The following is a 22,961-nucleotide window of genomic DNA, read 5'->3' as shown; positions in this document are numbered from 1 at the left end:
AAATATTCCAATTCGAATCATTAACTATTATAAGTATTCATAATTTGAAGAAAAGGTTTATTTAACCATTCCTCACATGCATCTGCCGCCTTTTCAATGGAATGATTTACATCCGGTATCTCTTCTGAAGTAAAACGCCCCAGCACATAGTCCACTACCTTCATTCCATTTTTCGGACGATCGATTCCCATGCGAATACGCTGAAATTCTTGTGTTCCTAAATGGGAAATTGTTGATTTCACGCCATTATGTCCACCTGTACTGCCCTTCATACGAAGGCGTAATTTACCTACAGGAATATCTAAATCATCATACATAACAACAAAATCCTCTACATCAATTTTATAATAATCCATAAGGGGGCGGATACTTTCCCCAGATAGATTCATGTACGTGAGTGGCTTTAATAAGATTACTTTTTCCCCATTAACAAACCCCGCTCCAAATAAACCTTTAAATTTTTGTTCACTTAAAGAAATATTCCAACGTTTTGCAAGTTCATCAATCGCCATAAATCCAATATTATGCCTTGTTAATTCATATTCTCTACCCGGGTTCCCAAGTCCTACTATTAATTTCATTCTTGTATCACTACTTTCTTTTTACGATACGAAAAGACGTAACCAAATTTGGTTACGTCTCATTCTATCCAATTAATTGAATAATACACTTACAGATTCTTCTTCATAAACACGAATGATTGCTTCTCCGATTAATGGAGCGACAGAAAGTTCGTGCACCTTATCAATTTTCTTCTCTTCTGGTAATACGATAGAGTTCGTTACAACTAACTCTTTAATATTTGAATTTTGAATACGTTCAATTGCTGGACCAGATAGAACTGGGTGTGTACAGCAAGCATATACTTCAGAAGCACCGTTCTCAACAAGAGCGTTTGCTGCTAATGTAATTGTACCAGCTGTATCAATGATGTCATCAATTAAAATCGCTGTTTTGCCTTCGATGTTACCGATAATGTTCATTACCTCTGATACGTTTGGACGAGGACGACGCTTATCGATAATAGCGATTGGCGCTTTCAGGCGATCTGCCATTTTTCTAGCACGTGTTACACCACCATGGTCAGGAGATACAATCACGATATCTTTAAGACCTTTTGTCTCAAAGTAATCAGAAAGAATCGGTACACCCATTAAGTGGTCGATTGGGATATCAAAGAACCCTTGAATTTGCGGAGCATGTAAATCTAGAGTGATTACACGAGTTGCACCTGCTGTTTCAAGCAAGTTTGCTACAAGTTTCGATGTAATTGGTTCACGAGAGCGCGCTTTACGGTCTTGGCGCGCATAACCATAGTAAGGAATAACAATATTAATCGTTTTTGCAGATGCACGTTTTAATGCATCAATCATAATAAGTAATTCCATGATATGTTCGTTTACTGGGAAGCTTGTAGATTGAATAATGAATACATCGCAACCACGGATACTTTCTTCAATGTTAATTTGAACTTCTCCATCACTAAAACGGTCAACAGAACATTTTCCTAGTTCTACTCCAATATGCTTTGCAATTTGCTCAGCAAGTTCCTTATTAGAGTTTAAAGAGAATACTTTCAAATTAGAATTTAGATATTGAGTCGACATCTAGATTAACCCTCCACATTATGATTTTTTCTTATTCAGCAATTGATCAACATAGTTTTCTTTGTTAACTTGACGTGCACGTGCAACTGATAATGCTTTTGATGGAACATCCTCTGTAATTGTAGAGCCTGCTGCCACATAAGCACCATCTTCAACTGTTACAGGAGCTACAAGGTTTGAATTACATCCAATAAATACCCCGTCTCCAATTACAGTTTTAAATTTATTCTTGCCGTCATAGTTCACCGTAATCGAACCACAACCAAGATTCACGTCTTCTCCAATTTGTGCATCCCCGATATAACTTAAGTGTGAAGCTTTACTTCTATTACCAAAAACAGTTTTTTTGATTTCTACGAAGTTTCCAACGCGCACTTCATCTCCAATAACTGAATCTGGGCGAATATGTGCAAATGGACCAACTGAAACTTCTGTACCAATCTTGCTGTCATGTACAGTCGATTGGCGAATTGTCGTACGTTCTCCAATTTCACTATCGCGAATTACTGTATGTGGTCCGATTTCACAATCAGAACCAATTACAGTTTTACCCTCAATAATTGTTCCCGGATGAAGAACTGTATCACTACCAATAATTGCATCAGCAGAAATGTATGTGTTACTTGGATCGATAATTGTAACACCATTTACCATATTTTTTCGGTTAATACGATTTTTCATAATAATTTCCGCTTGCGATAGAGCGACTCTGTCGTTAACACCTAACGTTTCATCGAAATGCTCCGTTTGGTAAGCTGATACGATATGACCTTCATTTTTTAAAATCTCAATAACATCTGGAAGGTAGTATTCACCTTGTACGTTATCATTTGAAACTTTAGAAAGTGAAGCAAATAGTGCCTTATTATCAAAACAATACGTACCTGTATTGATTTCTGTAATAGCTAGCTCTACTTCATTCGCATCCTTATGCTCAACGATTTTTTCAACATGACCATTGTCATTACGAACGATACGGCCGTATCCAGCAGGCTCTTCTATGTATGCTGTTAGCACGGTCGCCTTCGCTCCTGCTTCTTCATGATGCTGAAGCAATGCTTCCATTGTTTCAGCTGTTATTAGAGGTGTGTCACCACAAATAACTAAAGTTGTTCCTTCTTCGTTTGCAAGTACATCCGCAGCTTGATCAACAGCGTGTGCTGTACCTAATTGCTCTGCTTGTAATGCAAATTCACTTATGTTTCCTAGTTGTTCTTGTACTTTTTCAGCACCATGTCCGACTACCGTTACAAGTTTCTGCATTCCTAATTGAGATACTTGATCGACCACATGCTGTACCATTGGTTTTCCACATACAGGATGAAGCACTTTGTATAGCTTCGACTTCATACGTGTGCCTTTACCTGCAGCTAGAATCACTGCAAATCTGTTTGACATATAGACCCTCCATCGCAACCTATTTATCCATTAAAGATATTATCCTAAATCATCATATATTTCAAGAAACACGGCATAACTATTAAATTTTACCATAATTCTTATAAGATGTTTTACTCTTTAGTATCTTTTTTAAGAAATAAGCTATACTATTTTAAATGTTTTTGAAAAAATTAGAAGTTTTTCTCCGTATTTACGGATTTTATAAAAATTTTCGGGGGGAGGAATGTAGTGGTAAACCTTTTAAATGATTTATTGATTTAATATTTTCTACTTAAAATGAGTGAGTGTCTTATAAGAGTTTACAAAAAACAAATCCCTGTAAGGGTTTACAGGGATTTGCTACAAAATTATAGGGATTTTTTAGGAACCCCTTTTCATTCGAATTTTACGAAGCTCCTGCTTCTTCAAACTCAACTTCTTCTAACTCGCCTAAACGGTGATACTCCGTTAAAACCGCATCTTGAATTTTAGAACGTGTGTTGGAATTAATTGGATGCGCAATATCACGGAACTCCCCATCTGGAGTACGTTTACTTGGCATTGCTACAAATAATCCATTATTGCCATCAATTACACGAATATCATGAACAACAAATTCATGGTCTAGAGTAATAGAGGCAATCGCTCTCATACGGCCTTCTGTGTTTACGCGGCGTAATCTTACGTCAGTCACTTCCATCTTGTGTTCACCACCCTTTTCTAAATAAGCGATATATTTGTATAAATTCCACAAAATTTCTATTTTCCCTCTAATTTTTTAAAAATTTTTAAGATAAAAATTTTTATTTTAGTTGAATATAAGAATTAGTGGAGGTTATCGCTTACAAAAATTTATTTCACAAGGGCAATTACTTCAATTTCAACAGAAACATCTTTCGGTAATTTTGCTACTTGTACACAAGAACGTGCTGGTTTATGTGTAGAAAAATATGATCCATACACTTCATTTACAGCATTAAAATCATCCATGTCTTTTAAAAATACAGTAGTTTTCACAACTGTATCAAATGAAGCTCCAGCTTCCTGTAATACCGCTTGTAAGTTTTGAAACACTTGCTCTGTTTGTACTTTTACATCACCTGTTACAAGCTCCCCACTTGCCGTTAATGGAATTTGTCCTGAACTGTAGAACATATTATTTACAATAATCCCTTGTGAATATGGTCCGATCGCTTGTGGTGCTTGATTTGTTTGAACAACTTTCATATTTTTCACCCTTCATATGATTTATTTTTTACTCTTTAAAAATAGTTTACCTTCAGGATTTTGTCCATCTATTTCGCAATTTATAAAGTATAGCGTGTACAAAAAAAGATAAAGCTATTTGCTTTACCTTTTTATTCAGCCTCTACAAGCCCTTTATCAAATGGTGCAAGTGAATAATTTCCCTTTTCTACTTGAATCGCTCTTTCTTTTACATCCACTTCTGACAGACGAATTAATGATACGAAATTATTAATGAGTCTTTCTTCAATATCTGTAGACTCTACTAATACACCAATCCCCACAACATTTGCTTTGAACTCTTCTAACATGCTAATCATACCTTGAATCGTTCCTCCAGCTTTCATGAAGTCATCAATGATTAAAACGTTTGCACCTTCAGGAAGACTGCGCTTCGCTAAAGTCATTGTTTGGATGCGTTTAGATGAACCTGATACATAATTAATACTAACGGTTGGACCTTCTGTTACTTTATTATCTTTTCTCGCAATTACTACCGGTACATCTAAGTAATTAGCGACTGCATACGCAAGTGGGATACCTTTTGTTGCTACAGTCATAACAGCATCAATTGGTTGTCTTGCAAATACAGAAGCAAACAAACGACCTGCGCCATTAATATGACGAGGATTGCTTAAAAGATCTGTCATATATAAATAACCACCTGGCAAAATACGATCTGGGTTTTCAAACAAGCTACAAAGCTCATTAATAATCAGATTTGCCTCTTCTTCACTTATATATGGAATATATTTCACTCCTCCTGCTGCCCCTGGTATCGTTTGCAATGTGCCGACCCCTTGTTGTTCAAACGTTTGCTTAATAATAACTAAATCTTCACTAATGGAAGATTTAGCTGATTGATACCGTTCAGCAAAAAAAGTGAGAGAAACTAGCTGACGAGGATTTTGTAACAAATAATAAGTCATGTCGACTAATCTTGTACTTCGTCTAATTTTCATACTCTCACCTCAAATCACGAATATTCTAAACAAATCATAACGTATTATACGTCTTTATTCAAGCGTTTCTCGCTCTCCTAATAGGCGTACCGCATATACTTGTTCGCAAAACCCTTTTAATCCGTTATAAATACGATGCATTCGCGAATCATGATGTACAAGTCCAAACACGGTTGGACCGCTACCACTCATTAACACTGCATCTGCACCAAAACGTTTCATCTGCGCTTTAATGCGAGCGACTTCAGGATGCATCGCAAACGTTACATCTTCTAATACGTTTCCAACAGTATTACAAATTCCTTTATAATCACCGCGATTAATTACTTCAACCATTTTATCTACGTCTGGATGTGTAACACGATTTAATTTTAAATTCCCGTACACATCAGCTGTAGATACTCCAATATGTGGCTTCGCTAAAATCACCCAACAAGAAGGTGGTGTCTTTATATGCTCAATTTTTTCTCCTCTTCCTGTGGCAATCGCTGTCCCTCCATACACACAAAAAGATACATCTGATCCAATCTCTGCACCAAGTTCCGCCAATTCATCTATCGTAAGACCTAGATTCCATAACTTATTGAGGCCGCGCAGTGTAGCCGCTGCATCGCTGCTCCCCCCTGCTAATCCTGCAGCTACTGGAATCGTTTTTTCAATGGTAATAGATACTCCTTGCTTCACTTTAAATTTTTCTTTTAATAATTTCGCTGCTTGATAAGCTAAATTACGTTGATCATCTGGGACATACCGATTATGAGATACAATTTCGATACGATCTTCTACTAACTCTGTTAGCTCTAAACGATCTGCTAAATCAATTGTTGTCATAATCATTTTTACTTCATGATATCCGTCTTGTCTTTTTCCCAGTACATCTAACGACAGATTAATCTTTGCTGGTGCTTTCACTAGTAGCTTCAACCTATTCACCCACTCTATGTACTCAATCTTTTATCGTTTATTTTACCATAAATTTATAGTAAGACGATGATACTTCCCTAATTATAACGAAAAGCATTCAGAATGAAACTACTTATACAAAATGATAAAACCTTTTAGCGTGCAAAAAGCCGAGGAATTTCTCCTCGGCTACCGTAGCATAGAAAGTATCTTACAACTACTTACTGGTTTTGTTTCATTAATTGCTGCTCTGCAATCTCTATGGCTCTTTTCACCATATTACCAGCATCTTTCGCACGAATTCCGCCCCATCCTTCTTTCTGAACAACATCATAAAATCCAAGCTCTTTTGCAAGCTCTTCTTTAAATTGATTCGACATGACACCTCTTCGTCTACTCAATGCAGAGTCCCTCCTTATTTTGCTACGGTATAGTTAGTATGCAAAATAACGTAGTTTTTCATTTGTGGGAATATATGTAACAAATGAAATGATAATCATAAAATAACTTCATTATGTGGGTCGTCATAAAATGTTAATTCTACGGTTTCTGTTAACACATCAGCATAGCTATAAGATACACGTTGTAATGCATCTTCCTGTTGATCTAACTGTACAACAAAAACAGAACGATATGTCTCTGCAAGTACTCCTGATTGTTCAACAGTCTTTCTTCTTCCACTATTCGCCTTTAACATAAGGCGCTTTCCAAGATGGTGATCTAATTCGCTTTTAATTTCATCTAAACGTTTTGACATATACTTTGCTACACCTCGCTGTAATTTAGATTGAACACTTAAAGCATGATATATCTATCCCAATTATTAACCACAAGTAACAAACAATATGATTACAAGAACCTAATGTGTTCGAATAGATAGAAGAACTACTATATTGTAAAGTTTCCTTGTATAGTTTGTACGTTCTTATTCCTTTTTATCCAATCACTTTCAAATCGTAATTTTGTTTTATTAAATTACTTTGTTTTTTTACAAAAAAAGCAAGGTACATATGTACCTTGCTTACTCATCATAATGTTGGAAGGGTAACCCAGTTCGTAAAATCCCTCTTGTTTCAATTCCACCAAGACCTTTTTCACCAGTAATTGTATTTCGTACAACATCCCATACATTTACTCTCTCCATAAATGAAGTGAAACTAATTTTACCCACTACATAAACAGGATCTAAAGCATGAATATTAATCCTTGACGGTGAACTAGCAAAATTAGCACCAGCTCGAATTAAAGCTTCAAAATGTGACTGACAAGCTCCTGCAAAAATAACCAGTTGATCTAATGATGGATACTTTTTTCGAACTTCTCGAACAGCCTGTACAAAATGTCTAGAATGCCGATAAGCTGCTAAATCTCCCATTACCCCTTTTGACTTTGTATATGCATCGTGACCCGTTATTACTAAAATATCAGGGCGGAAATGATCAATTAAATCTACTACCTTTTCATGCATTTCTGTCTCCTTACAATGAATACCTTGAACAGGAACGCCTATTTTATTATATAAATCTAAGCACTTCCTTAAATATAGTGGATCCCCATCTATATGCAAAACACGTCCAGGCATTTGAAAATAATTCACTTCACTCGTATATCCACCCGTGGAGCTATGTTCATGCCTTTGCTTCATCAATACATAATCTTGCTGAAATAAACGATACGTACGCTCCATTGTTTCTCTTTCACGCTTCGCTCTTTTTTTATATTCTCTCTGATCTATATTAATTAAATCTTCAAGCGGCGCATCTGCCACAAGCCTAACTTCTTCTCCGAATAATATTGCAATTTCCCCTTTTATTTCTATAATACGAAAAAGAATATCCCTATTATGGGAATATCGTTCCACTAAATCTCCAACATGTAAAGCCATTCTCCTACCCCCAAACTCATTAGGCCATCTTACCTGTTTTTAACGTATGAATTTAGAGTAGGAAAGGTGACAAAAAGGACAGCTTGAGTAAGCTGCCCTTTTATTATTTATGACATTATTAGCATAGAGAAACGCCTATTCTGTTTTATGAAGAACTAATGCATTACTTAATGTCGCAAATTCTTCGATTGATAATGTTTCGCCTCTTCGTTTCGGATCAATCCCTACTTCTGTTAGGATTCGATCTAAAAGTTCCTTATCTTTTGGGAAACCATTCAAGTTATTCGATAAATTATTCATCAAAGTCTTACGACGCTGCGCAAAGCTTGCTCGTACTACTTCAAAAAAGAAATTTTCATCTGTTACTTCTACAACTGGCTTTGGGCGTTTTAAAAGACGGATAACTGCAGAATCTACATTTGGTTGCGGTACAAACACTGTACGTGGCACAGTCATAACGGTTTCTACCTCAGTGTAATATTGAATAGCGATTGATAAAGAACCGTACTCTTTTGTCCCCGGTTTAGCCGCTAAACGATCCCCAACCTCTTTTTGCATCATAACAACAAACCCACGAACCGGTAACTTTTCTTCAAGCAATTTAAATAAAATAGGTGTTGTAACATAGTATGGTAAATTTGCCACTACCATTACATCTTGTCCTTCTTCGAACTGTTCCCCAAACACTTCATGTACATCAGCTTTTAAAACATCTTTATTAATAACTGTAACGTTATCATACGGAGCTAGTGTCTCACCTAAAATCGGTAATAATCTTTGGTCAATTTCAAAAGCTACTACCTTCTTAGCACGTTTTGCCAATTGTTCTGTTAATGCTCCTATACCAGGTCCAATTTCAATCGCTCCACTTTCCGAGCCGATTTCTGCATAATCAACGATACGATTTAATACATTCGTATCGATTAAAAAATTTTGTCCTAAGCTTTTTTTGAATGAAAATCCGTATTTTTCAACAATATCTTTTGTGCGATTCGGTGTTGCGATATCCTTCATTTCTTTTCCTCCTGTAGCACTTGTTTATAAGCTTCCGCAAATGCCTCGTTTGAAACTTGAAACATTTGTAAACGTTTATGTAACTGCTTTGCATTTGTATAGCCAATCTTTAATAGCTTACCCATTCTCTCTCTGCGGCTCTTTGCCATTTCTCCGCCCACTAAACCAGCATCGACCAAATCACTCCAACTAATTTCAGTTGTGTAAGCTTCCATTTCTTCATATACATTTTCTAAAGCACGGCGAATTGATTCATTAGAAGCATGTTCTATCCCGACACCCTTTTTCCTTTTCGCAAGCGCCTCTTCTTTCGGTAAAAAGGCATGTTTGCATCCTGGAACTTTCTCCGAGATAATTTTCCGAATACGTTCTCCGGGATAATCTGGATCCGTCAAAATAATAACGCCTCGTTTTTGCTGCGCTAATTTGACTTGCTCAATAACATGATCACCGATTGCTGAACCGTTCGTTTCAATTGTATCCGCATCAACAGCGCGTTTAATTGCGACTGTATCATCTTTACCTTCTACAACGATAATCTCTTTAATTTTCATGCTTGCCTCCACACTCGTTTCGTCTCTACTTAGTAAAACAAAAAAACGAATACTTTTCCATTATTATTTTCCCATTCGTACAATTTAAAAAGCAGCGAAGAAAAAAAGCTCTGCCTGTCCCCTCTTATTGTAACACTTTACTCTTTACTTTTTTCCTAATGATAGACCTGCTTCATTTGACATTAATAAAGAAAAATTTTAGTAGGACTTTTTTAGCTTGTTTTACGAAGAAAATATATAAAAGGAAGAATGGGCTTCCCCATTCTTCCTTTTATTCAACACCAAATAATTTTTTTGCATTTTCTGTTGTTACTTGTGCTACTTCTTCGTATGAAATTCCTTTTAAATTCGCAATTTCCTCTGCTACAAGTTTTACATAACTAGGTTCATTTCGTTTACCACGAAATGGATGAGGCGTTAAGTATGGGCAGTCTGTCTCTATTAATAGCTTTTCCATAGGGATTTCCATAGCAACCTCTTTCGGTTTCTTTGCATTTTTAAATGTTACTGGTCCACCTAATGAAATTAAAAAATTCATATCAATGCATCGCTTTGCCACTTCCACACTACCACTAAAGCAATGCATAATGCCTCCTACTTTAGCCGCTTGTTCCTCTTCTAAAATATCTACGATATCTTGTGTTGCATCACGATTATGAATAATAATTGGTAATTTCACTTTTTTCGCTAATGCAATTTGCTTACGAAATACTTCTTTTTGAATTTCTTTTGGAGACTTATCCCAATGATAATCTAATCCCATTTCACCAAGAGCAACTACTTTTGGATGAGCAGCTAGCTCTTCTAACCAAACTAAATGTTCTTCTGTCATATCAATTGCATCAACTGGATGCCAACCAACTGCAGCATAAATAAAATCATATGTTTCTGCTAATTCAATCGCTTTTTTTATTGTCACTTCATCAAAACCAACAACAACGGTATATGTAACTCCGGCTTCTTTCATCCTTACAATAACTTCTTGTAAATCCTCTTCAAACTGCTCTGCATTTAAATGTGAATGTGTATCAAACAACATGATAAATAACTCCTTTTATATTGAAATAAACTCTATCATAGACAAAAATGAAGTTCATCATAACTTAAACAATACTACAATTTTAATACGAAAGACGCGAATTCCAAAAAATCTTGAACTATAAAAAAGATGCTTCACGAATGTTACACGTGAAACATCTCTTATATTGTCATAATTACTTAATTTTTGTACCATTTGGTAAATTTTGGTCAATACTTGCTAACGATAGCACGCCGTTTTCTTCACCTGCTAAAATCATACCTTGTGATAATTCACCACGTAATTTTACAGGTTTTAAATTCGTTACACAAATCACCTTTTTACCTTTTAATTCTTCTGGTGTATAGAATTTTGCGATACCAGAAACAACTTGACGCTTTTCTGTACCTAAATCAAGTTGAATTTTTAGCAGTTTATCTGCTTTTTTTACAGGCTCAGCTTCTATTACTTCAGCTACTTTCAATTCTACTTTAAAGAAATCATCAATTGTAATTTCTTCTGCCTTTGGTTCTTCTTTTTTCTCTTCTACTTTAGGAGCAGAGCTTTTCATTTGTTCTTTAATATACTCTACTTCTACTTCCATTTCTAAACGCGGGAAAATTGGTTGTCCTTTCATTACCTTTGTTCCTGCTGGAATGCATCCAATCGTAGAAAGGCTTTCCCAAGACTGATGAGCTGCATCAGTAAGACCAAGCTGGGCGAACATTTTACCTGGTGTTGCTGTTAAGAATGGCATAAGCATAACGCCTGTTTGGCGAAGCATCTCTGCCAGATGTGCCATTACAGAAGCTAGTTTTTCACGATCATTCTCATCTTTCGCTAACACCCAAGGTTGTGTTTCATCAATATATTTATTCGTACGACTAACCAATTGCCAAATTGAGCTTAGCGCTACAGAAAACTCCATATTTTCCATTGCTTCTTCTACTTTTTGCAACGTATCTTTTGCAAATACTACTAACGTTTCATCAAACTCCGTTATATTTGCTTTAAACGCAGGAATTTCTCCATTAAAATATTTATCAATCATAGCTACTGTACGATTTAATAAGTTTCCTAAATCATTTGCTAAATCGAAGTTAATACGTTCGACAAAACCTTCTGGCGTGAATACTCCGTCAGATCCAAATGGAACTTCACGAAGTAAGTAATAACGTAATGCATCTAATCCGTAACGATCAATTAACGTAACAGGATCTACTACATTACCTTTCGACTTACTCATTTTTCCATCTTTCATTAAAATCCAACCGTGAGCAAAGACCTTTTTCGGAAGTGGTAAATCTAATGCCATTAAAATGATTGGCCAATAGATCGTATGGAAACGAACGATTTCTTTTCCGACTAAATGAACATCTGCTGGCCAGAATTTTTTATACTTCTCTTCATTCGCTGTTCCATATCCTAATGCTGTAATATAGTTAGATAAAGCATCTACCCATACATAAACAACATGTTTTGGGTTACCTGGTACACGAATTCCCCAGTCAAATGAAGTACGAGAAACTGCTAAATCTTCTAAGCCTGGTTTAATAAAGTTATTAATCATTTCATTTTTACGAGACTCGGGCTGAATGAAATGAGGGTTATCTTCATAGAACTGTAATAGTCGATCTACATATTTACCCATTCTGAAGAAATAAGATTCTTCACGAACAAGTTCTACAGCATGACCACTATCTGGGCTTTTTCCACCAACTACTTTGTCACCTTCCATAATTGGATCAATTAATTGATGCTCTGTGTAGAATGTTTCATCTTGTACAGAATACCAACCTTCATATTCATCAAGATAAATATCACCTTGATCCACTAGTTGCTTGAAGATTTTCTCAACAACATCTTTGTGACGATCTTCAGTTGTACGAATAAAGTCATCATAAGAAATGTCCATCTTCTCCCAAAGTTCTTTAATCCCTGAAACAATGTTATCCACGTATGCTTGTGGCGTAACGTTCAGTTCTTCTGCCTTCTTTTGAATCTTTTGTCCATGTTCATCAGTACCTGTTAAATAGTGAACATCATATCCTTGCATACGCTTATAGCGTGCTATTGCATCTCCTGCTACTGTTGTATAAGCATGTCCAATATGCAGCTTTCCGCTTGGATAATAAATTGGGGTAGTAATATAAAAGGATTTATTTTCCTCTATCATTGTTTTGAACCTCCCGAATGACCTCATATGTATTTATAAACAGTATATCAAAAACTAACACATAAAAACGAGTTAATGCTCGATTATCTTTATCATCTATTACTCATATTCATAAAAAATATACGGTAATAGTCTGAAAAGTTGATAAAATTAAAAAATAAAGTGAAAAATAATTGCAAAAGTCTCCCTTATTCTATTATATATAAGAAGTATAAAAATCTATAAATCTTTTTTAAAAATATAGAATTTAAGAATTGACGGAAATGTAAATGATTGGTATCATATGTCCATAGGGTATTTTGTCGAAAAATGACGAATCAAAAAAATAGACTCGAAAACTTATAAACTATTAGGAGGAAAACGAATATGAAATCTACTGGTATCGTTCGTAAAGTTGATGAATTAGGTCGTGTGGTAATTCCAATCGAATTACGCCGTACATTAGGTATTGCAGAAAAGGACGCTCTTGAAATTTACGTTGATGACGAAAAAATTATCTTAAAAAAATATAAACCAAACATGACTTGCCAAGTAACTGGTGAAGTATCTGACGGTAACCTTTCTTTAGCTGAGGGTAAAATTATCTTAAGCAAAGAAGGCGCTGAACAAATCTTAAACGAACTTCAAGATTACATTCAAACAGCAAAATAAGCTTCTCAATTATGAGAAGCTTATTTTTTATCGACATGATAGATTTGATACACGTCTCGTTTCGACAAGTCTCGATCTTTAGCGACTGTTTTTATCGCCTCTTTTGAAGACATCCTTTGTTCATTTATATAGTGTTCAATATGATCATATACTGAAATTGACTCCCACCATTGTTCCTCTTGAGCTACTTCTTCTGTTGATCCTGCTACTAAAATGCAAAATTCGCCACGAACTTCATTCTGCTTTGTCCATTCAATAGCTTCTTCAATTGTGCCGCGAATAAACTCTTCAAATTTTTTCGTTAGCTCTCGGCATAAAACAATTTCTCTATTCCCTAGTACTTCTTGCATAGAAATTAATGTATCATCTAATCGGTGCGGCGCTTCATAAAACATCATTGTAGTTGGGATATAACGTAATTTTTCTAATTCAGCTTTTCGTTCCTTTTTATTTCGTTGTAAAAAACCGTAAAAATAAAAATGTTTCGTTTCGAGTCCCGACGCAATTAATGCTGTAAGTGCAGCATTTGCTCCTGGAAGAGGAATAACATGGTATTGTTCTGCTACAGCCTCTACAACAATATCGTAACCTGGATCAGAAATACATGGCATACCAGCATCACTCACAAGAGCTACAGTCTTTCCATTCTCTAACTTATCTAAAATTTTCCTTCCGCTTACTTCCTTGTTATGCTCATGGTAACTCATAACTGGTGTTTCAATTTCGAAGTAATTGCAAAGCTTTTTTGTTTGCCGCGTATCTTCAGCCGCAATGACATCTGCCTCTTTTAAAATTCGGATTGCACGAAATGTCATGTCTTCTAAATTCCCGATTGGAGTTGGTACTAAATATAGCACTCCCTTTTCAATTTGTTGAAAGCTTTTTTGCTGCCACATAGCGTTCTCCTTTTTGCATATATTCTTCTTTTTGTTTTCTGCTCAACTGCTTAAAATGATATTCAGCCTGCATAGCCGTTCGCTTATTATCATGAACTTCTACATATTTCAAAACAACTGGAAGTCTAGCGCGTGTATACTTAGCACCTTTTCCGCTATTATGAGTTTGAATACGTTTTTCTATATGATTTGTGTACCCAGCGTAATAACTTCCGTCTGAACATTCCACCACATAAAAACAATGCTTATTCTTCTCCATATAAAATTGAACGAAGCTCCTTCGTATATTCATTATTTTCTTCATATACAAAAAGTGGTGGTAAAATTTTCAAATCTGCATTTCCGTCTTTAATTCCTTCAATTAACAATGTATTTGCTTCTTTACCTGCCTTCGGATAAACAAACTGTACGCGCTTCGGTTCAATGTTATACTTCCTCATTAACGTTACAATATCAAGCAAACGACCTGGGCGATGTACAAACGCCACTTTCCCACCCTGTTTCACCAATTGACTACTTGCATATACAACGTCTTCTAATGTACACATAATTTCATGGCGAGCGATAGCTAAATGTTCATTTATATTTTTTTCAGATGCTTTCGGTGTTTGAAAATAAGGAGGATTACATGTTACAACATCATATTGATGGCGGCCAAGTTTCTCTGGCATATCCTTTAAGTCCCCATGTATTAAATGAATTCGGTCTTCCATCTTATTATATTGGACACTCCTCATCCCCATATCATACAGGCGCTCTTGAATTTCCACACCTGTAATCATCCCTTTTGTTCTTGTACTTAATAAAAGAGGGATAACTGCATTGCCTGTACATAAATCAAGCAAGTTTCCTTTTTGAATTGGAACCCAAGCAAAATTCGCTAGTAGAACTGCATCTAAAGAAAAATTAAATACTGATGGACTTTGGATAATCTTCATATCTTGTGCTAATAAATAATCTAAACGTTCATCTTCATATAAATTCATATATTGCTCCCTTTCCTACACTTAACCTACCCTATTAATGTGAAAATAAAATTCCTTCTACTCTCATGTATAAAAAATTACCTTTCCAATATAATTGGAAAGGTAATTTCATTTTTTATTTAAAAATGACAGACAGAATAAACAATCTCCCTCTTTACGTACACTTCCATAATGTAAATTACAAATATGGAAACCCTCTTGATATAGTCTTGCTAAATTATCATAGCCTTCACCGATATCTGTCTTTGGTTTCATTTCTTTGCGTTTTTGAGTTCTTTGTTTTTCCTTTTTCTGCACTTCTTCAAAACGATGTCGCAAATTTTCATTTTCCATTTTAATATGTTGGTTTTCTTCCAGTAATTCTGCAAGATGTTGCTTTAATTCTCCCAACTGTTTATATAAATGTCCAATTTGCTCTTCCATACTAGAAACCGCTGCAAAAATATCCTTTTTCTCCACAAGCACCCACCTCATTAATCTGTGGTTTGACTCGAAACGACCCCTTCATTAATTAATTCATCTAACGTATATTCTACTACCCGTTCCTTGTCTACTAGTTCCACTTGAATTAATCTTTCTAAAATATTTAATCCGATGACACGACCAGTACCATGTGGTGTTTGTATACGTTGATCTAAATCAGGAAGTTGCTCCTTTGCTGCCTCATATTCATCATTCTCATATTTTAAGCAACACATTAAGCGGCCACATAAACCAGAGATTTTCGCAGGATTTAATGATAAGTTTTGATCCTTTGCCATTTTAATGGATACAGGTTCAAAATCCCCTAAAAATGTAGAACAGCAAAGCATACGACCACATGGCCCAATACCACCAAGCATTTTCGCTTCATCACGAACACCTATTTGTCTTAGCTCAATTCTTGTTCGGAAAATTGCAGCTAAGTCTTTCACCAGCTCACGGAAATCAATCCGACCATCCGCTGTAAAATAAAAAATAATCTTATTACGATCAAACGTATATTCTACGTCTACAAGTTTCATATCAAGATTGTGTTCCCCGACCTTTTGTTGACAAACTTGATATGCCTCTTTTGCAGCATGCTTGTTCTCTTCAACAATGGTCCGATCATTTTCATTTGCAATGCGAATAACCTTCTTTAGTGGTAATACAACATCATTTTCATCAACTTGTTTTTTTGTAATAACCACTTTCCCATATTCAATACCCCTCACAGTTTCCACAATCACAAACTCATTTTCTGAGATATCAAATTGATTAGGGTCAAAGTAATATACTTTTCCGGCCTTCTTAAAGCGAACACCTACTACATCATACAAAACGGTCATCCCTCCTGCAACCGCAACACTAACTGTTCGAATACAAGCTGCGCATTTACATTAGCGTTGATTCTATTTTTTGCCTCCAATATATTAAAAAGAGCTGATACAATGCGCTTCTGAGCATAGGAGAAAGATTCGAACATCTCCTTTTGCTCATGAAAAACAAGACGATCTTCCTCTCCTAGTTGAACATATAATAAATCCTTATAGATAAGGAGTAACATATCTAAACCTTGTTGTAATTGTTCTTTCTCTCCAAAGTGTTTCCCCCATTTTTCTTGTACAAAAAAAATAGAGGCTTTATCTTTTTCGAGCGCTTCACATAATTTTATCACTAAAGCTCGTGCTTGTGCAAACCATTCATCATTACACAACAATAAAGCTTCCTCAAAACTATTCGTAAGCTGTGCAGCAAGAGTAGATAAGGATACTGTAATACCCTCATCCTGTAATCTCTTAATTAAAGATTCTGTAGGCAATGGTCTAAATGTAACAACTTGGCAACGAGATAAAATCGTATTTAAAATTTGATGACTTTGTTCAGTAAGTAAAATAGCTGTTGTATCGCTACTCGGTTCTTCTAAAAACTTTAATAACGTATTAGCAGCATTGGCTGTCATACGGTCTGCGTGCTCTATAACGTATACCTTTTTGTTTGCTTCTAATCCGGTTTTTGAAAACTCTTCTTGTAAATCGTGAATTTGTTGCTTTTTAATAGATAATCCATCTGGTTTTACAATATGTAAGTTCGGATGGTTCCCTGAATCAATTCGGCGACAATTTGTGCATGTATGACAAGGTTCTACACCATTTCTTTGTAAGCAAAGAAAACTTTTTGCCATTTGAATTGCCGTTGCAAATTTCCCAGTCCCTTTTCCTCCTTCTAACAAATAAGCGTGGGATATACGCCCTTTTGCAATGCTATTCATCAACATTTTTACACCAATGGGTTGTATAGCAGAAAGCTGCTCCCACGTCTTCGTCATAATGCATACCTCACTTAATTCATTCTTTCCTTCTATTATAACAACTTATGTCCTATAATCTGAATGACTTCTTCTACAAGTTTTTCCATTGGTTGATCCGCATTTACAAGCACAATACGATTTGGGAAACGTTCTACAACCTGTAAATAGCCCTCACGTACTTTTTTATGGAACGTAATACTTTCCATATCTAATCGATTCACTTCGCGTCCTGCATCCTTCCCAATTCGTGCTAAGCCGACTTCTGGTTCAATATCTAAATAGATTGTTAAATCAGGCATGCAATCTTCTGTCGCAAAACGATTAATTTCAAATACTTTATCCATCCCTAAGCTCCTTGCATAACCTTGATATGCAAGAGAACTATCTATAAAGCGATCACATAATACAAGATAGTTCTCCTCGAGTGCCGGCATGACTTTCTCAACTAAATGCTGTCTACGTGCAGCAGCATATAATAAAGCCTCTGTACGTGCTTCCATCATCGTATATTCTTTTTTATGTAAAATCGTTCGAATATCTTCCGAAATTGCAATACCGCCCGGCTCTCTCGTTGCCATTACTTTCTGTTCTTTTTGCTCAAAGTATGGCAATAATTTTTTTATTAATGTCGTTTTACCTGAGCCCTCTGGACCTTCAATTGTTACAAATAATCCCTTCATCCTACAACCTACTTTCTCTCTATATCATATACTTTCATATATTCTGTACTACCTTGAAAACGAGCCCCTGTTTCTTCTAAATAAGAGATTTGCCTCATATGCTCTAAAGTAATTTTCTCTCCATACATAATTAAAGGAATTCCAGGTGGATATGGAATAACCATTTCCGCTGCTATCATACCAACAGCCTCTTCCATAGATACTACTTTCGTACTATACCTCTCTAATTGTTTATACGTAAATGGCAACAGAGAAAATTCTCCATTATAAGTATAACGAATAGATGAGCTCTTGTCTGTTACCTTATAATTACGTAATGCTAACTTGATAATTTCTATTGCTTTCATGTATTCTTCATTTACGTGTAAAGGTAAAATAAAGAGTACATTATACGGATCTGCCATTTCAGCATATATCCCTGCCTTTTCGAATATAGACTGTAATTCATACCCTGATAACTGACAGCATGTTTGCACCGTAATCTTCAATTCATCTTGCAATGGATATTCTAGAACAACAATTTGTGGGATAGACCTTAATCCTTCTTTAAACTGACGCAAAAACCCTATAACTTGATGATAGCCATTCTTCTTCATCTTCGCTATTGCAAAACGAGCTATATCAAGTGATGCCATAATTGGGTAAGATGGGCTACTGGATTGTAACATACTTAAATAGGTAGAAACTTTTTCTTTATTAATTAAATTACTATTTATATGTAAATACGACCCCATTGTCATCGCAGGTAAAGTTTTATGAGCTGAATGTACTACCATATCTGCACCATAAGCTAATGCAGACTGCGGGAAAGGTTCGCCTATACAAAAATGTGCTCCATGCGCTTCATCCACTAATACAGGAATTTTATGCGCATGCGCGTACACAATACTCTCCTTTAAATCTACGCCCATACCATAATAATTAGGATGTGTTAAAATAAGTGCTTTCGCATTCGGATATTGCTTAATCGCCTTTTTAATAAGCTCACCCCGAACACCTACTGGTACGCTATATCCTTCATCAATCCATGGATCTAAAAATACTGGATTAACGCCAGCTAACTTTAAACCATTGATAATAGATTTATGGCAATTTCTTTGCACAAGAACAACATCATGCTCCCCGCAACAAGATAAAATCATCGTCAAATTCCCGACAGTTGAACCATTAATTAAAAAATAACTTTTTTGTGCACCATATACATCAGCTAATAATTGCTGAGCTTCATTTATACATTCAAACGGGCTATGTAAATCATCCAATCCGGTTAATTCTGTTACATCAATGGATAGTATATCTTTAAAACTAGCTATGGCCTCCTCTGGAAAATTCAAACCATTTTTATGACCTGGAACATGTAAAGACAACGGTTGTCTTTCTTTAAAACGAATTAACGCCTCATATAGCGGCATGTGATTTTGATCCATATGTATCTCTTCCTTAATTTTCATTCTCTATCTATTATACAGATATTAAAGAAAAAAAAATAATAGGCATATGCCTATTTATAAGTATGATACTTCTATTTTTCGTAATTGTGTTAAATAATATATATATTTAGGATCATTCGTTTCAGTATTCACCATATCATGTTCACACTCATCACATATAAAACTATTGTGCACATGTATCCCATCTTCTCTCTTTTTTTCACATACAATACAGATCTCATCTTTAAATGTCATAGCTTTATCCGTGTCATTTCCACCTACATGAAAATGAATTAGGACATTTCCTCCCTTCTATTTAAACGAAAGTATTTTGTACTTCTATTCCTTAACACTTTTCAAAAAATTATACATCGTTTCTTTATATATAATATGAATTGTGTTTGGGCAATGTGTTTGTATTTATGTAATGTACGAAACTTTCAACCCCATTTTCTTAAACACGAAAAAACACGAGTCATTTGACTCGTGTTTTTAATTGCTTGGCGACGTCCTACTCTCACAGGGACAAGGTCCCAACTACCATCGGCGCTAGAGAGCTTAACTTCCGTGTTCGGTATGGGAACGGGTGTGACCTCTCTGCCATCATCACCAAACTATGAAGGCATATTCCTTCAAAACTAGATAACATTTGCTACATATTATATGGTTAAGTCCTCGATCTATTAGTATTCGTCAGCTCCACATGTCACCATGCTTCCACCTCGAACCTATCAACCTGATCATCTTTCAGGGATCTTACTAGCTTACGCTATGGGAAATCTCATCTTGAGGGGGGCTTCATGCTTAGATGCTTTCAGCACTTATCCCTTCCGCACATAGCTACCCAGCTATGCCCTTGGCAGAACAACTGGTACACCAGCGGTGCGTCCATCCCGGTCCTCTCGTACTAAGGACAGCTCCTCTCAAATTTCCTACGCCCACGACGGATAGGGACCGAACTGTCTCACGACGTTCTGAACCCAGCTCGCGTACCGCTTTAATGGGCGAACAGCCCAACCCTTGGGACCGACTACAGCCCCAGGATGCGATGAGCCGACATCGAGGTGCCAAACCTCCCCGTCGATGTGGACTCTTGGGGGAGATAAGCCTGTTATCCCCGGGGTAGCTTTTATCCGTTGAGCGATGGCCCTTCCATGCGGAACCACCGGATCACTAAGCCCGACTTTCGTCCCTGCTCGACTTGTAGGTCTCGCAGTCAAGCTCCCTTATGCCTTTGCACTCTACGAATGATTTCCAACCATTCTGAGGGAACCTTTGGGCGCCTCCGTTACACTTTAGGAGGCGACCGCCCCAGTCAAACTGCCCACCTGACACTGTCTCCCGGGTCGATAAGACCCGTAGGTTAGAATTTCAATACAGTCAGGGCGGTATCCCACCAGCGCCTCCACCGAAGCTAGCGCTCCGGTTTCAAAGGCTCCCGCCTATCCTGTACAAACTGTACCAAAATTCAATATCAGGCTACAGTAAAGCTCCACGGGGTCTTTCCGTCCTGTCGCGGGTAACCTGCATCTTCACAGGTACTATAATTTCACCGAGTCTCTGGTTGAGACAGTGCCCAAATCGTTACACCTTTCGTGCGGGTCGGAACTTACCCGACAAGGAATTTCGCTACCTTAGGACCGTTATAGTTACGGCCGCCGTTTACTGGGGCTTCAGTTCAGAGCTTCGCTTACGCTAACCCCTCTCCTTAACCTTCCAGCACCGGGCAGGTGTCAGCCCCTATACTTCGCCTTACGGCTTCGCAGAGACCTGTGTTTTTGCTAAACAGTCGCTTGGGCCTATTCACTGCGGCTTTCCGTTAAGAAAGCACCCCTTCTCCCGAAGTTACGGGGTCATTTTGCCGAGTTCCTTAACCAGAGTTCTCTCGCACACCTTAGGATTCTCTCCTCGCCTACCTGTGTCGGTTTGCGGTACAGGCACCTTTTATCTCGCTAGAAGCTTTTCTTGGCAGCGGGGAATCAAAGACTTCGCTCCATAAGGAGCTTCCCCATCACAGCTCAGCCTTCACGATAAGCGGATTTGCCTACTTATCAGCCTAACTGCTTGGACGTGCACAACCAATCGCACGCTTCTTCTATCCTTCTGCGTCCCTCCATTGCTCAAACGATAAAGAGGTGGTACAGGAATATCAACCTGTTGTCCATCGCCTACGCCTGTCGGCCTCGGCTTAGGTCCTGACTAACCCTGAGCGGACGAGCCTTCCTCAGGAAACCTTAGGCATTCGGTGGACGGGATTCTCACCCGTCTTTCGCTACTCATACCGGCATTCTCACTTCTAAGCACTCCACCAGTCCTTCCGGTCTGACTTCACTGTCCTTAGAACGCTCCCCTACCACTGATACCATAGGTATCAATCCGCAGCTTCGGTGGTGTATTTAGCCCCGGTACATTTTCGGCGCAGAGTCACTCGACTAGTGAGCTATTACGCACTCTTTAAATGGTGGCTGCTTCTAAGCCAACATCCTAGTTGTCTAAGCAACTCCACATCCTTTTCCACTTAATACACACTTTGGGACCTTAGCTGGCGGTCTGGGCTGTTTCCCTTTTGACTACGGATCTTATCACTCGCAGTCTGACTCCCAAGGATAAGTCATTGGCATTCGGAGTTTGACTGAATTCGGTAATCCGATGAGGACCCCTAGTTCAATCAGTGCTCTACCTCCAAGACTCTTACACTTGAGGCTAGCCCTAAAGCTATTTCGGGGAGAACCAGCTATCTCCAGGTTCGATTGGAATTTCTCCGCTACCCACACCTCATCCCCGCACTTTTCAACGTGCGTGGGTTCGGGCCTCCATTCAGTGTTACCTGAACTTCACCCTGGACATGGGTAGATCACCTGGTTTCGGGTCTACGACCACGTACTAAACGCCCTATTCAGACTCGCTTTCGCTACGGCTCCGCCTCTTCAGCTTAACCTCGCACGGGACCGTAACTCGCCGGTTCATTCTACAAAAGGCACGCCATCACCCATTAACGGGCTCTGACTATTTGTAGGCACACGGTTTCAGGATCTCTTTCACTCCCCTTCCGGGGTGCTTTTCACCTTTCCCTCACGGTACTGGTTCACTATCGATCACTAGGGAGTATTTAGCCTTGGGAGATGGTCCTCCCAGATTCCGACGGAATTTCACGTGTTCCGCCGTACTCAGGATACATTCAAGAGAGAACGAAGTTTCGACTACAGGGTTGTTACCTTCTGTGACGAGCCTTTCCAGGCTGCTTCGTCTACCTCGTTCCTTTGTAACTCCGTATAGAATGTCCTACAACCCCAAGAGGCAAG

24 protein-coding genes and 2 rRNA genes (1 of these 26 running past the window's edge) are annotated in these 22,961 nt (G+C 37.5%); 1 reads left to right on the top strand and 25 read right to left on the bottom strand.

Going from position 1 to position 22,961, the window contains the following annotated elements; genetic code table 11:
- Positions 1-20: 20 nt before the first annotated feature.
- The 14 genes from pth to metG all read right to left on the bottom strand — a co-directional run bounded on the left by pth (position 21) and on the right by metG (position 12,744).
- Positions 21-581, bottom strand: a complete 561-nt coding sequence (gene pth, locus DJ93_RS13140; RefSeq protein WP_042981304.1) for an aminoacyl-tRNA hydrolase — start codon at positions 579-581, stop codon at positions 21-23.
- 72 nt (positions 582-653) lie between these two features.
- Complete coding sequence (locus DJ93_RS13135) at positions 654-1,607, bottom strand: ribose-phosphate diphosphokinase (RefSeq protein ID WP_042981303.1); 954 nt, start codon at positions 1,605-1,607, stop codon at positions 654-656.
- Positions 1,608-1,625: 18 nt separating this feature from the next.
- Positions 1,626-3,005, bottom strand: coding sequence for a bifunctional UDP-N-acetylglucosamine diphosphorylase/glucosamine-1-phosphate N-acetyltransferase GlmU (gene glmU / locus DJ93_RS13130; protein ID WP_042981302.1), 1,380 nt, complete (start codon positions 3,003-3,005; stop codon positions 1,626-1,628).
- A 388-nt stretch (positions 3,006-3,393) separates the two neighbouring features.
- Positions 3,394-3,687 carry a septation regulator SpoVG gene (spoVG, locus tag DJ93_RS13125; protein ID WP_000454042.1) on the bottom strand — a complete coding sequence of 98 codons (294 nt, stop codon included), beginning with the start codon at positions 3,685-3,687 and terminating at the stop codon, positions 3,394-3,396.
- A 152-nt stretch (positions 3,688-3,839) separates the two neighbouring features.
- Positions 3,840-4,214, bottom strand: coding sequence for a RidA family protein (locus DJ93_RS13120; protein ID WP_042981301.1), 375 nt, complete (start codon positions 4,212-4,214; stop codon positions 3,840-3,842).
- Positions 4,215-4,345: 131 nt separating this feature from the next.
- Entirely contained in the window at positions 4,346-5,194 is an 849-nt protein-coding gene (gene purR, locus DJ93_RS13115; protein WP_042981300.1) for a pur operon repressor, read from the bottom strand.
- Positions 5,195-5,248: 54 nt separating this feature from the next.
- Positions 5,249-6,118 (bottom strand): 4-(cytidine 5'-diphospho)-2-C-methyl-D-erythritol kinase, encoded by an 870-nt coding sequence (ispE, locus tag DJ93_RS13110; RefSeq protein ID WP_142920664.1) that lies wholly within the window; start codon positions 6,116-6,118, stop codon positions 5,249-5,251.
- Between the two features lie 200 nt (positions 6,119-6,318).
- A complete protein-coding gene (gene sspF, locus DJ93_RS13105) occupies positions 6,319-6,498 on the bottom strand; it encodes an acid-soluble spore protein SspF (protein WP_001985066.1) in 180 nt (59 codons plus the stop codon).
- Between the two features lie 95 nt (positions 6,499-6,593).
- Entirely contained in the window at positions 6,594-6,854 is a 261-nt protein-coding gene (gene veg, locus DJ93_RS13100) for a biofilm formation stimulator Veg (RefSeq protein WP_042981298.1), read from the bottom strand.
- Between the two features lie 264 nt (positions 6,855-7,118).
- Complete coding sequence (gene yabG / locus DJ93_RS13095) at positions 7,119-7,982, bottom strand: sporulation peptidase YabG (protein WP_042981297.1); 864 nt, start codon at positions 7,980-7,982, stop codon at positions 7,119-7,121.
- 135 nt (positions 7,983-8,117) lie between these two features.
- On the bottom strand, positions 8,118-8,996 hold the full coding sequence (gene rsmA / locus DJ93_RS13090; RefSeq protein ID WP_042981295.1) for a 16S rRNA (adenine(1518)-N(6)/adenine(1519)-N(6))-dimethyltransferase RsmA: 879 nt from the start codon (positions 8,994-8,996) through the stop codon (positions 8,118-8,120).
- The gene (gene rnmV / locus DJ93_RS13085; RefSeq protein WP_042981293.1) at positions 8,993-9,550 is read right to left on the bottom strand and encodes a ribonuclease M5; all 558 of its coding nucleotides are present in this window, start codon (positions 9,548-9,550) and stop codon (positions 8,993-8,995) included. The genes rsmA and rnmV overlap by 4 nt, the downstream gene beginning before the upstream one ends.
- A 271-nt stretch (positions 9,551-9,821) precedes the next feature.
- Entirely contained in the window at positions 9,822-10,589 is a 768-nt protein-coding gene (locus DJ93_RS13080) for a TatD family hydrolase (protein WP_042981292.1), read from the bottom strand.
- Positions 10,590-10,764: 175 nt separating this feature from the next.
- Entirely contained in the window at positions 10,765-12,744 is a 1,980-nt protein-coding gene (metG, locus tag DJ93_RS13075; protein ID WP_042981291.1) for a methionine--tRNA ligase, read from the bottom strand.
- 366 nt (positions 12,745-13,110) lie between these two features.
- Between metG and DJ93_RS13070 the strand changes: the two genes are divergently transcribed.
- The gene (locus DJ93_RS13070; protein ID WP_042981290.1) at positions 13,111-13,395 is read left to right on the top strand and encodes an AbrB/MazE/SpoVT family DNA-binding domain-containing protein; all 285 of its coding nucleotides are present in this window, start codon (positions 13,111-13,113) and stop codon (positions 13,393-13,395) included.
- A 20-nt stretch (positions 13,396-13,415) separates the two neighbouring features.
- On the opposite strand, the gene rsmI is transcribed toward DJ93_RS13070, so the two are convergent.
- From rsmI to DJ93_RS13015, 11 genes are all read right to left on the bottom strand, one after another.
- Entirely contained in the window at positions 13,416-14,291 is an 876-nt protein-coding gene (gene rsmI, locus DJ93_RS13065; RefSeq protein ID WP_042981289.1) for a 16S rRNA (cytidine(1402)-2'-O)-methyltransferase, read from the bottom strand.
- Entirely contained in the window at positions 14,260-14,550 is a 291-nt protein-coding gene (locus DJ93_RS13060) for a GIY-YIG nuclease family protein (RefSeq protein WP_042981287.1), read from the bottom strand. The genes rsmI and DJ93_RS13060 overlap by 32 nt, the downstream gene beginning before the upstream one ends.
- Positions 14,537-15,277, bottom strand: a complete 741-nt coding sequence (locus tag DJ93_RS13055; RefSeq protein WP_042981286.1) for a tRNA1(Val) (adenine(37)-N6)-methyltransferase — start codon at positions 15,275-15,277, stop codon at positions 14,537-14,539. The genes DJ93_RS13060 and DJ93_RS13055 overlap by 14 nt, the downstream gene beginning before the upstream one ends.
- Positions 15,278-15,385: 108 nt before the next feature.
- Entirely contained in the window at positions 15,386-15,736 is a 351-nt protein-coding gene (gene yabA, locus DJ93_RS13050; RefSeq protein ID WP_042981285.1) for a DNA replication initiation control protein YabA, read from the bottom strand.
- A gap of 14 nt (positions 15,737-15,750) precedes the next feature.
- Positions 15,751-16,578 (bottom strand): PSP1 domain-containing protein, encoded by an 828-nt coding sequence (locus tag DJ93_RS13045; RefSeq protein WP_042984197.1) that lies wholly within the window; start codon positions 16,576-16,578, stop codon positions 15,751-15,753.
- 5 nt (positions 16,579-16,583) lie between these two features.
- Entirely contained in the window at positions 16,584-17,567 is a 984-nt protein-coding gene (holB, locus tag DJ93_RS13040; protein ID WP_042981283.1) for a DNA polymerase III subunit delta', read from the bottom strand.
- A gap of 35 nt (positions 17,568-17,602) precedes the next feature.
- Positions 17,603-18,229 carry a dTMP kinase gene (gene tmk, locus DJ93_RS13035; RefSeq protein WP_042981282.1) on the bottom strand — a complete coding sequence of 209 codons (627 nt, stop codon included), beginning with the start codon at positions 18,227-18,229 and terminating at the stop codon, positions 17,603-17,605.
- An 8-nt stretch (positions 18,230-18,237) separates the two neighbouring features.
- Positions 18,238-19,656, bottom strand: a complete 1,419-nt coding sequence (locus DJ93_RS13030) for an aminotransferase class I/II-fold pyridoxal phosphate-dependent enzyme (RefSeq protein ID WP_042981280.1) — start codon at positions 19,654-19,656, stop codon at positions 18,238-18,240.
- A gap of 78 nt (positions 19,657-19,734) precedes the next feature.
- Positions 19,735-19,914, bottom strand: a complete 180-nt coding sequence (locus tag DJ93_RS13025; protein ID WP_042981279.1) for a sigma factor G inhibitor Gin — start codon at positions 19,912-19,914, stop codon at positions 19,735-19,737.
- A 243-nt stretch (positions 19,915-20,157) separates the two neighbouring features.
- A 5S ribosomal RNA gene (gene rrf, locus DJ93_RS13020) occupies positions 20,158-20,273 on the bottom strand.
- Between the two features lie 49 nt (positions 20,274-20,322).
- Positions 20,323-22,961, bottom strand: a 23S ribosomal RNA gene (locus tag DJ93_RS13015); it runs 283 nt beyond the window's last position.

Origin of the sequence: Bacillus clarus, from assembly GCF_000746925.1 — a bacterium.
Lineage (GTDB): Bacteria > Bacillota > Bacilli > Bacillales > Bacillaceae_G > Bacillus_A > Bacillus_A clarus.
Note: the sequence above shows the minus strand (reverse complement) of the source record. Positions and strands in the feature narration are given on the sequence as shown.

Excerpts from the sequence above, each read along its gene's own strand:
- holB (WP_042981283.1), bottom strand. The coding sequence starts at position 17,567 with ATGACGAAGACGTGGGAGCAGCTTTCTGCTATACAACCCATTGGTGTA.
- DJ93_RS13055 (WP_042981286.1), bottom strand. The coding sequence starts at position 15,277 with ATGAATTTATATGAAGATGAACGTTTAGATTATTTATTAGCACAAGAT.
- veg (WP_042981298.1), bottom strand. The coding sequence starts at position 6,854 with ATGTCAAAACGTTTAGATGAAATTAAAAGCGAATTAGATCACCATCTT.
- DJ93_RS13060 (WP_042981287.1), bottom strand. The coding sequence starts at position 14,550 with ATGGAGAAGAATAAGCATTGTTTTTATGTGGTGGAATGTTCAGACGGA.
- DJ93_RS13135 (WP_042981303.1), bottom strand. The coding sequence starts at position 1,607 with ATGTCGACTCAATATCTAAATTCTAATTTGAAAGTATTCTCTTTAAAC.
- rsmI (WP_042981289.1), bottom strand. The coding sequence starts at position 14,291 with ATGTGGCAGCAAAAAAGCTTTCAACAAATTGAAAAGGGAGTGCTATAT.
- spoVG (WP_000454042.1), bottom strand. The coding sequence starts at position 3,687 with ATGGAAGTGACTGACGTAAGATTACGCCGCGTAAACACAGAAGGCCGT.
- DJ93_RS13120 (WP_042981301.1), bottom strand. The coding sequence starts at position 4,214 with ATGAAAGTTGTTCAAACAAATCAAGCACCACAAGCGATCGGACCATAT.
- DJ93_RS13070 (WP_042981290.1), top strand. The coding sequence starts at position 13,111 with ATGAAATCTACTGGTATCGTTCGTAAAGTTGATGAATTAGGTCGTGTG.
- DJ93_RS13080 (WP_042981292.1), bottom strand. The coding sequence starts at position 10,589 with ATGTTGTTTGATACACATTCACATTTAAATGCAGAGCAGTTTGAAGAG.
- pth (WP_042981304.1), bottom strand. The coding sequence starts at position 581 with ATGAAATTAATAGTAGGACTTGGGAACCCGGGTAGAGAATATGAATTA.
- glmU (WP_042981302.1), bottom strand. The coding sequence starts at position 3,005 with ATGTCAAACAGATTTGCAGTGATTCTAGCTGCAGGTAAAGGCACACGT.
- rnmV (WP_042981293.1), bottom strand. The coding sequence starts at position 9,550 with ATGAAAATTAAAGAGATTATCGTTGTAGAAGGTAAAGATGATACAGTC.
- DJ93_RS13025 (WP_042981279.1), bottom strand. The coding sequence starts at position 19,914 with ATGACATTTAAAGATGAGATCTGTATTGTATGTGAAAAAAAGAGAGAA.
- metG (WP_042981291.1), bottom strand. The coding sequence starts at position 12,744 with ATGATAGAGGAAAATAAATCCTTTTATATTACTACCCCAATTTATTAT.
- tmk (WP_042981282.1), bottom strand. The coding sequence starts at position 18,229 with ATGAAGGGATTATTTGTAACAATTGAAGGTCCAGAGGGCTCAGGTAAA.
- purR (WP_042981300.1), bottom strand. The coding sequence starts at position 5,194 with ATGAAAATTAGACGAAGTACAAGATTAGTCGACATGACTTATTATTTG.
- DJ93_RS13030 (WP_042981280.1), bottom strand. The coding sequence starts at position 19,656 with ATGGATCAAAATCACATGCCGCTATATGAGGCGTTAATTCGTTTTAAA.
- yabG (WP_042981297.1), bottom strand. The coding sequence starts at position 7,982 with ATGGCTTTACATGTTGGAGATTTAGTGGAACGATATTCCCATAATAGG.
- rsmA (WP_042981295.1), bottom strand. The coding sequence starts at position 8,996 with ATGAAGGATATCGCAACACCGAATCGCACAAAAGATATTGTTGAAAAA.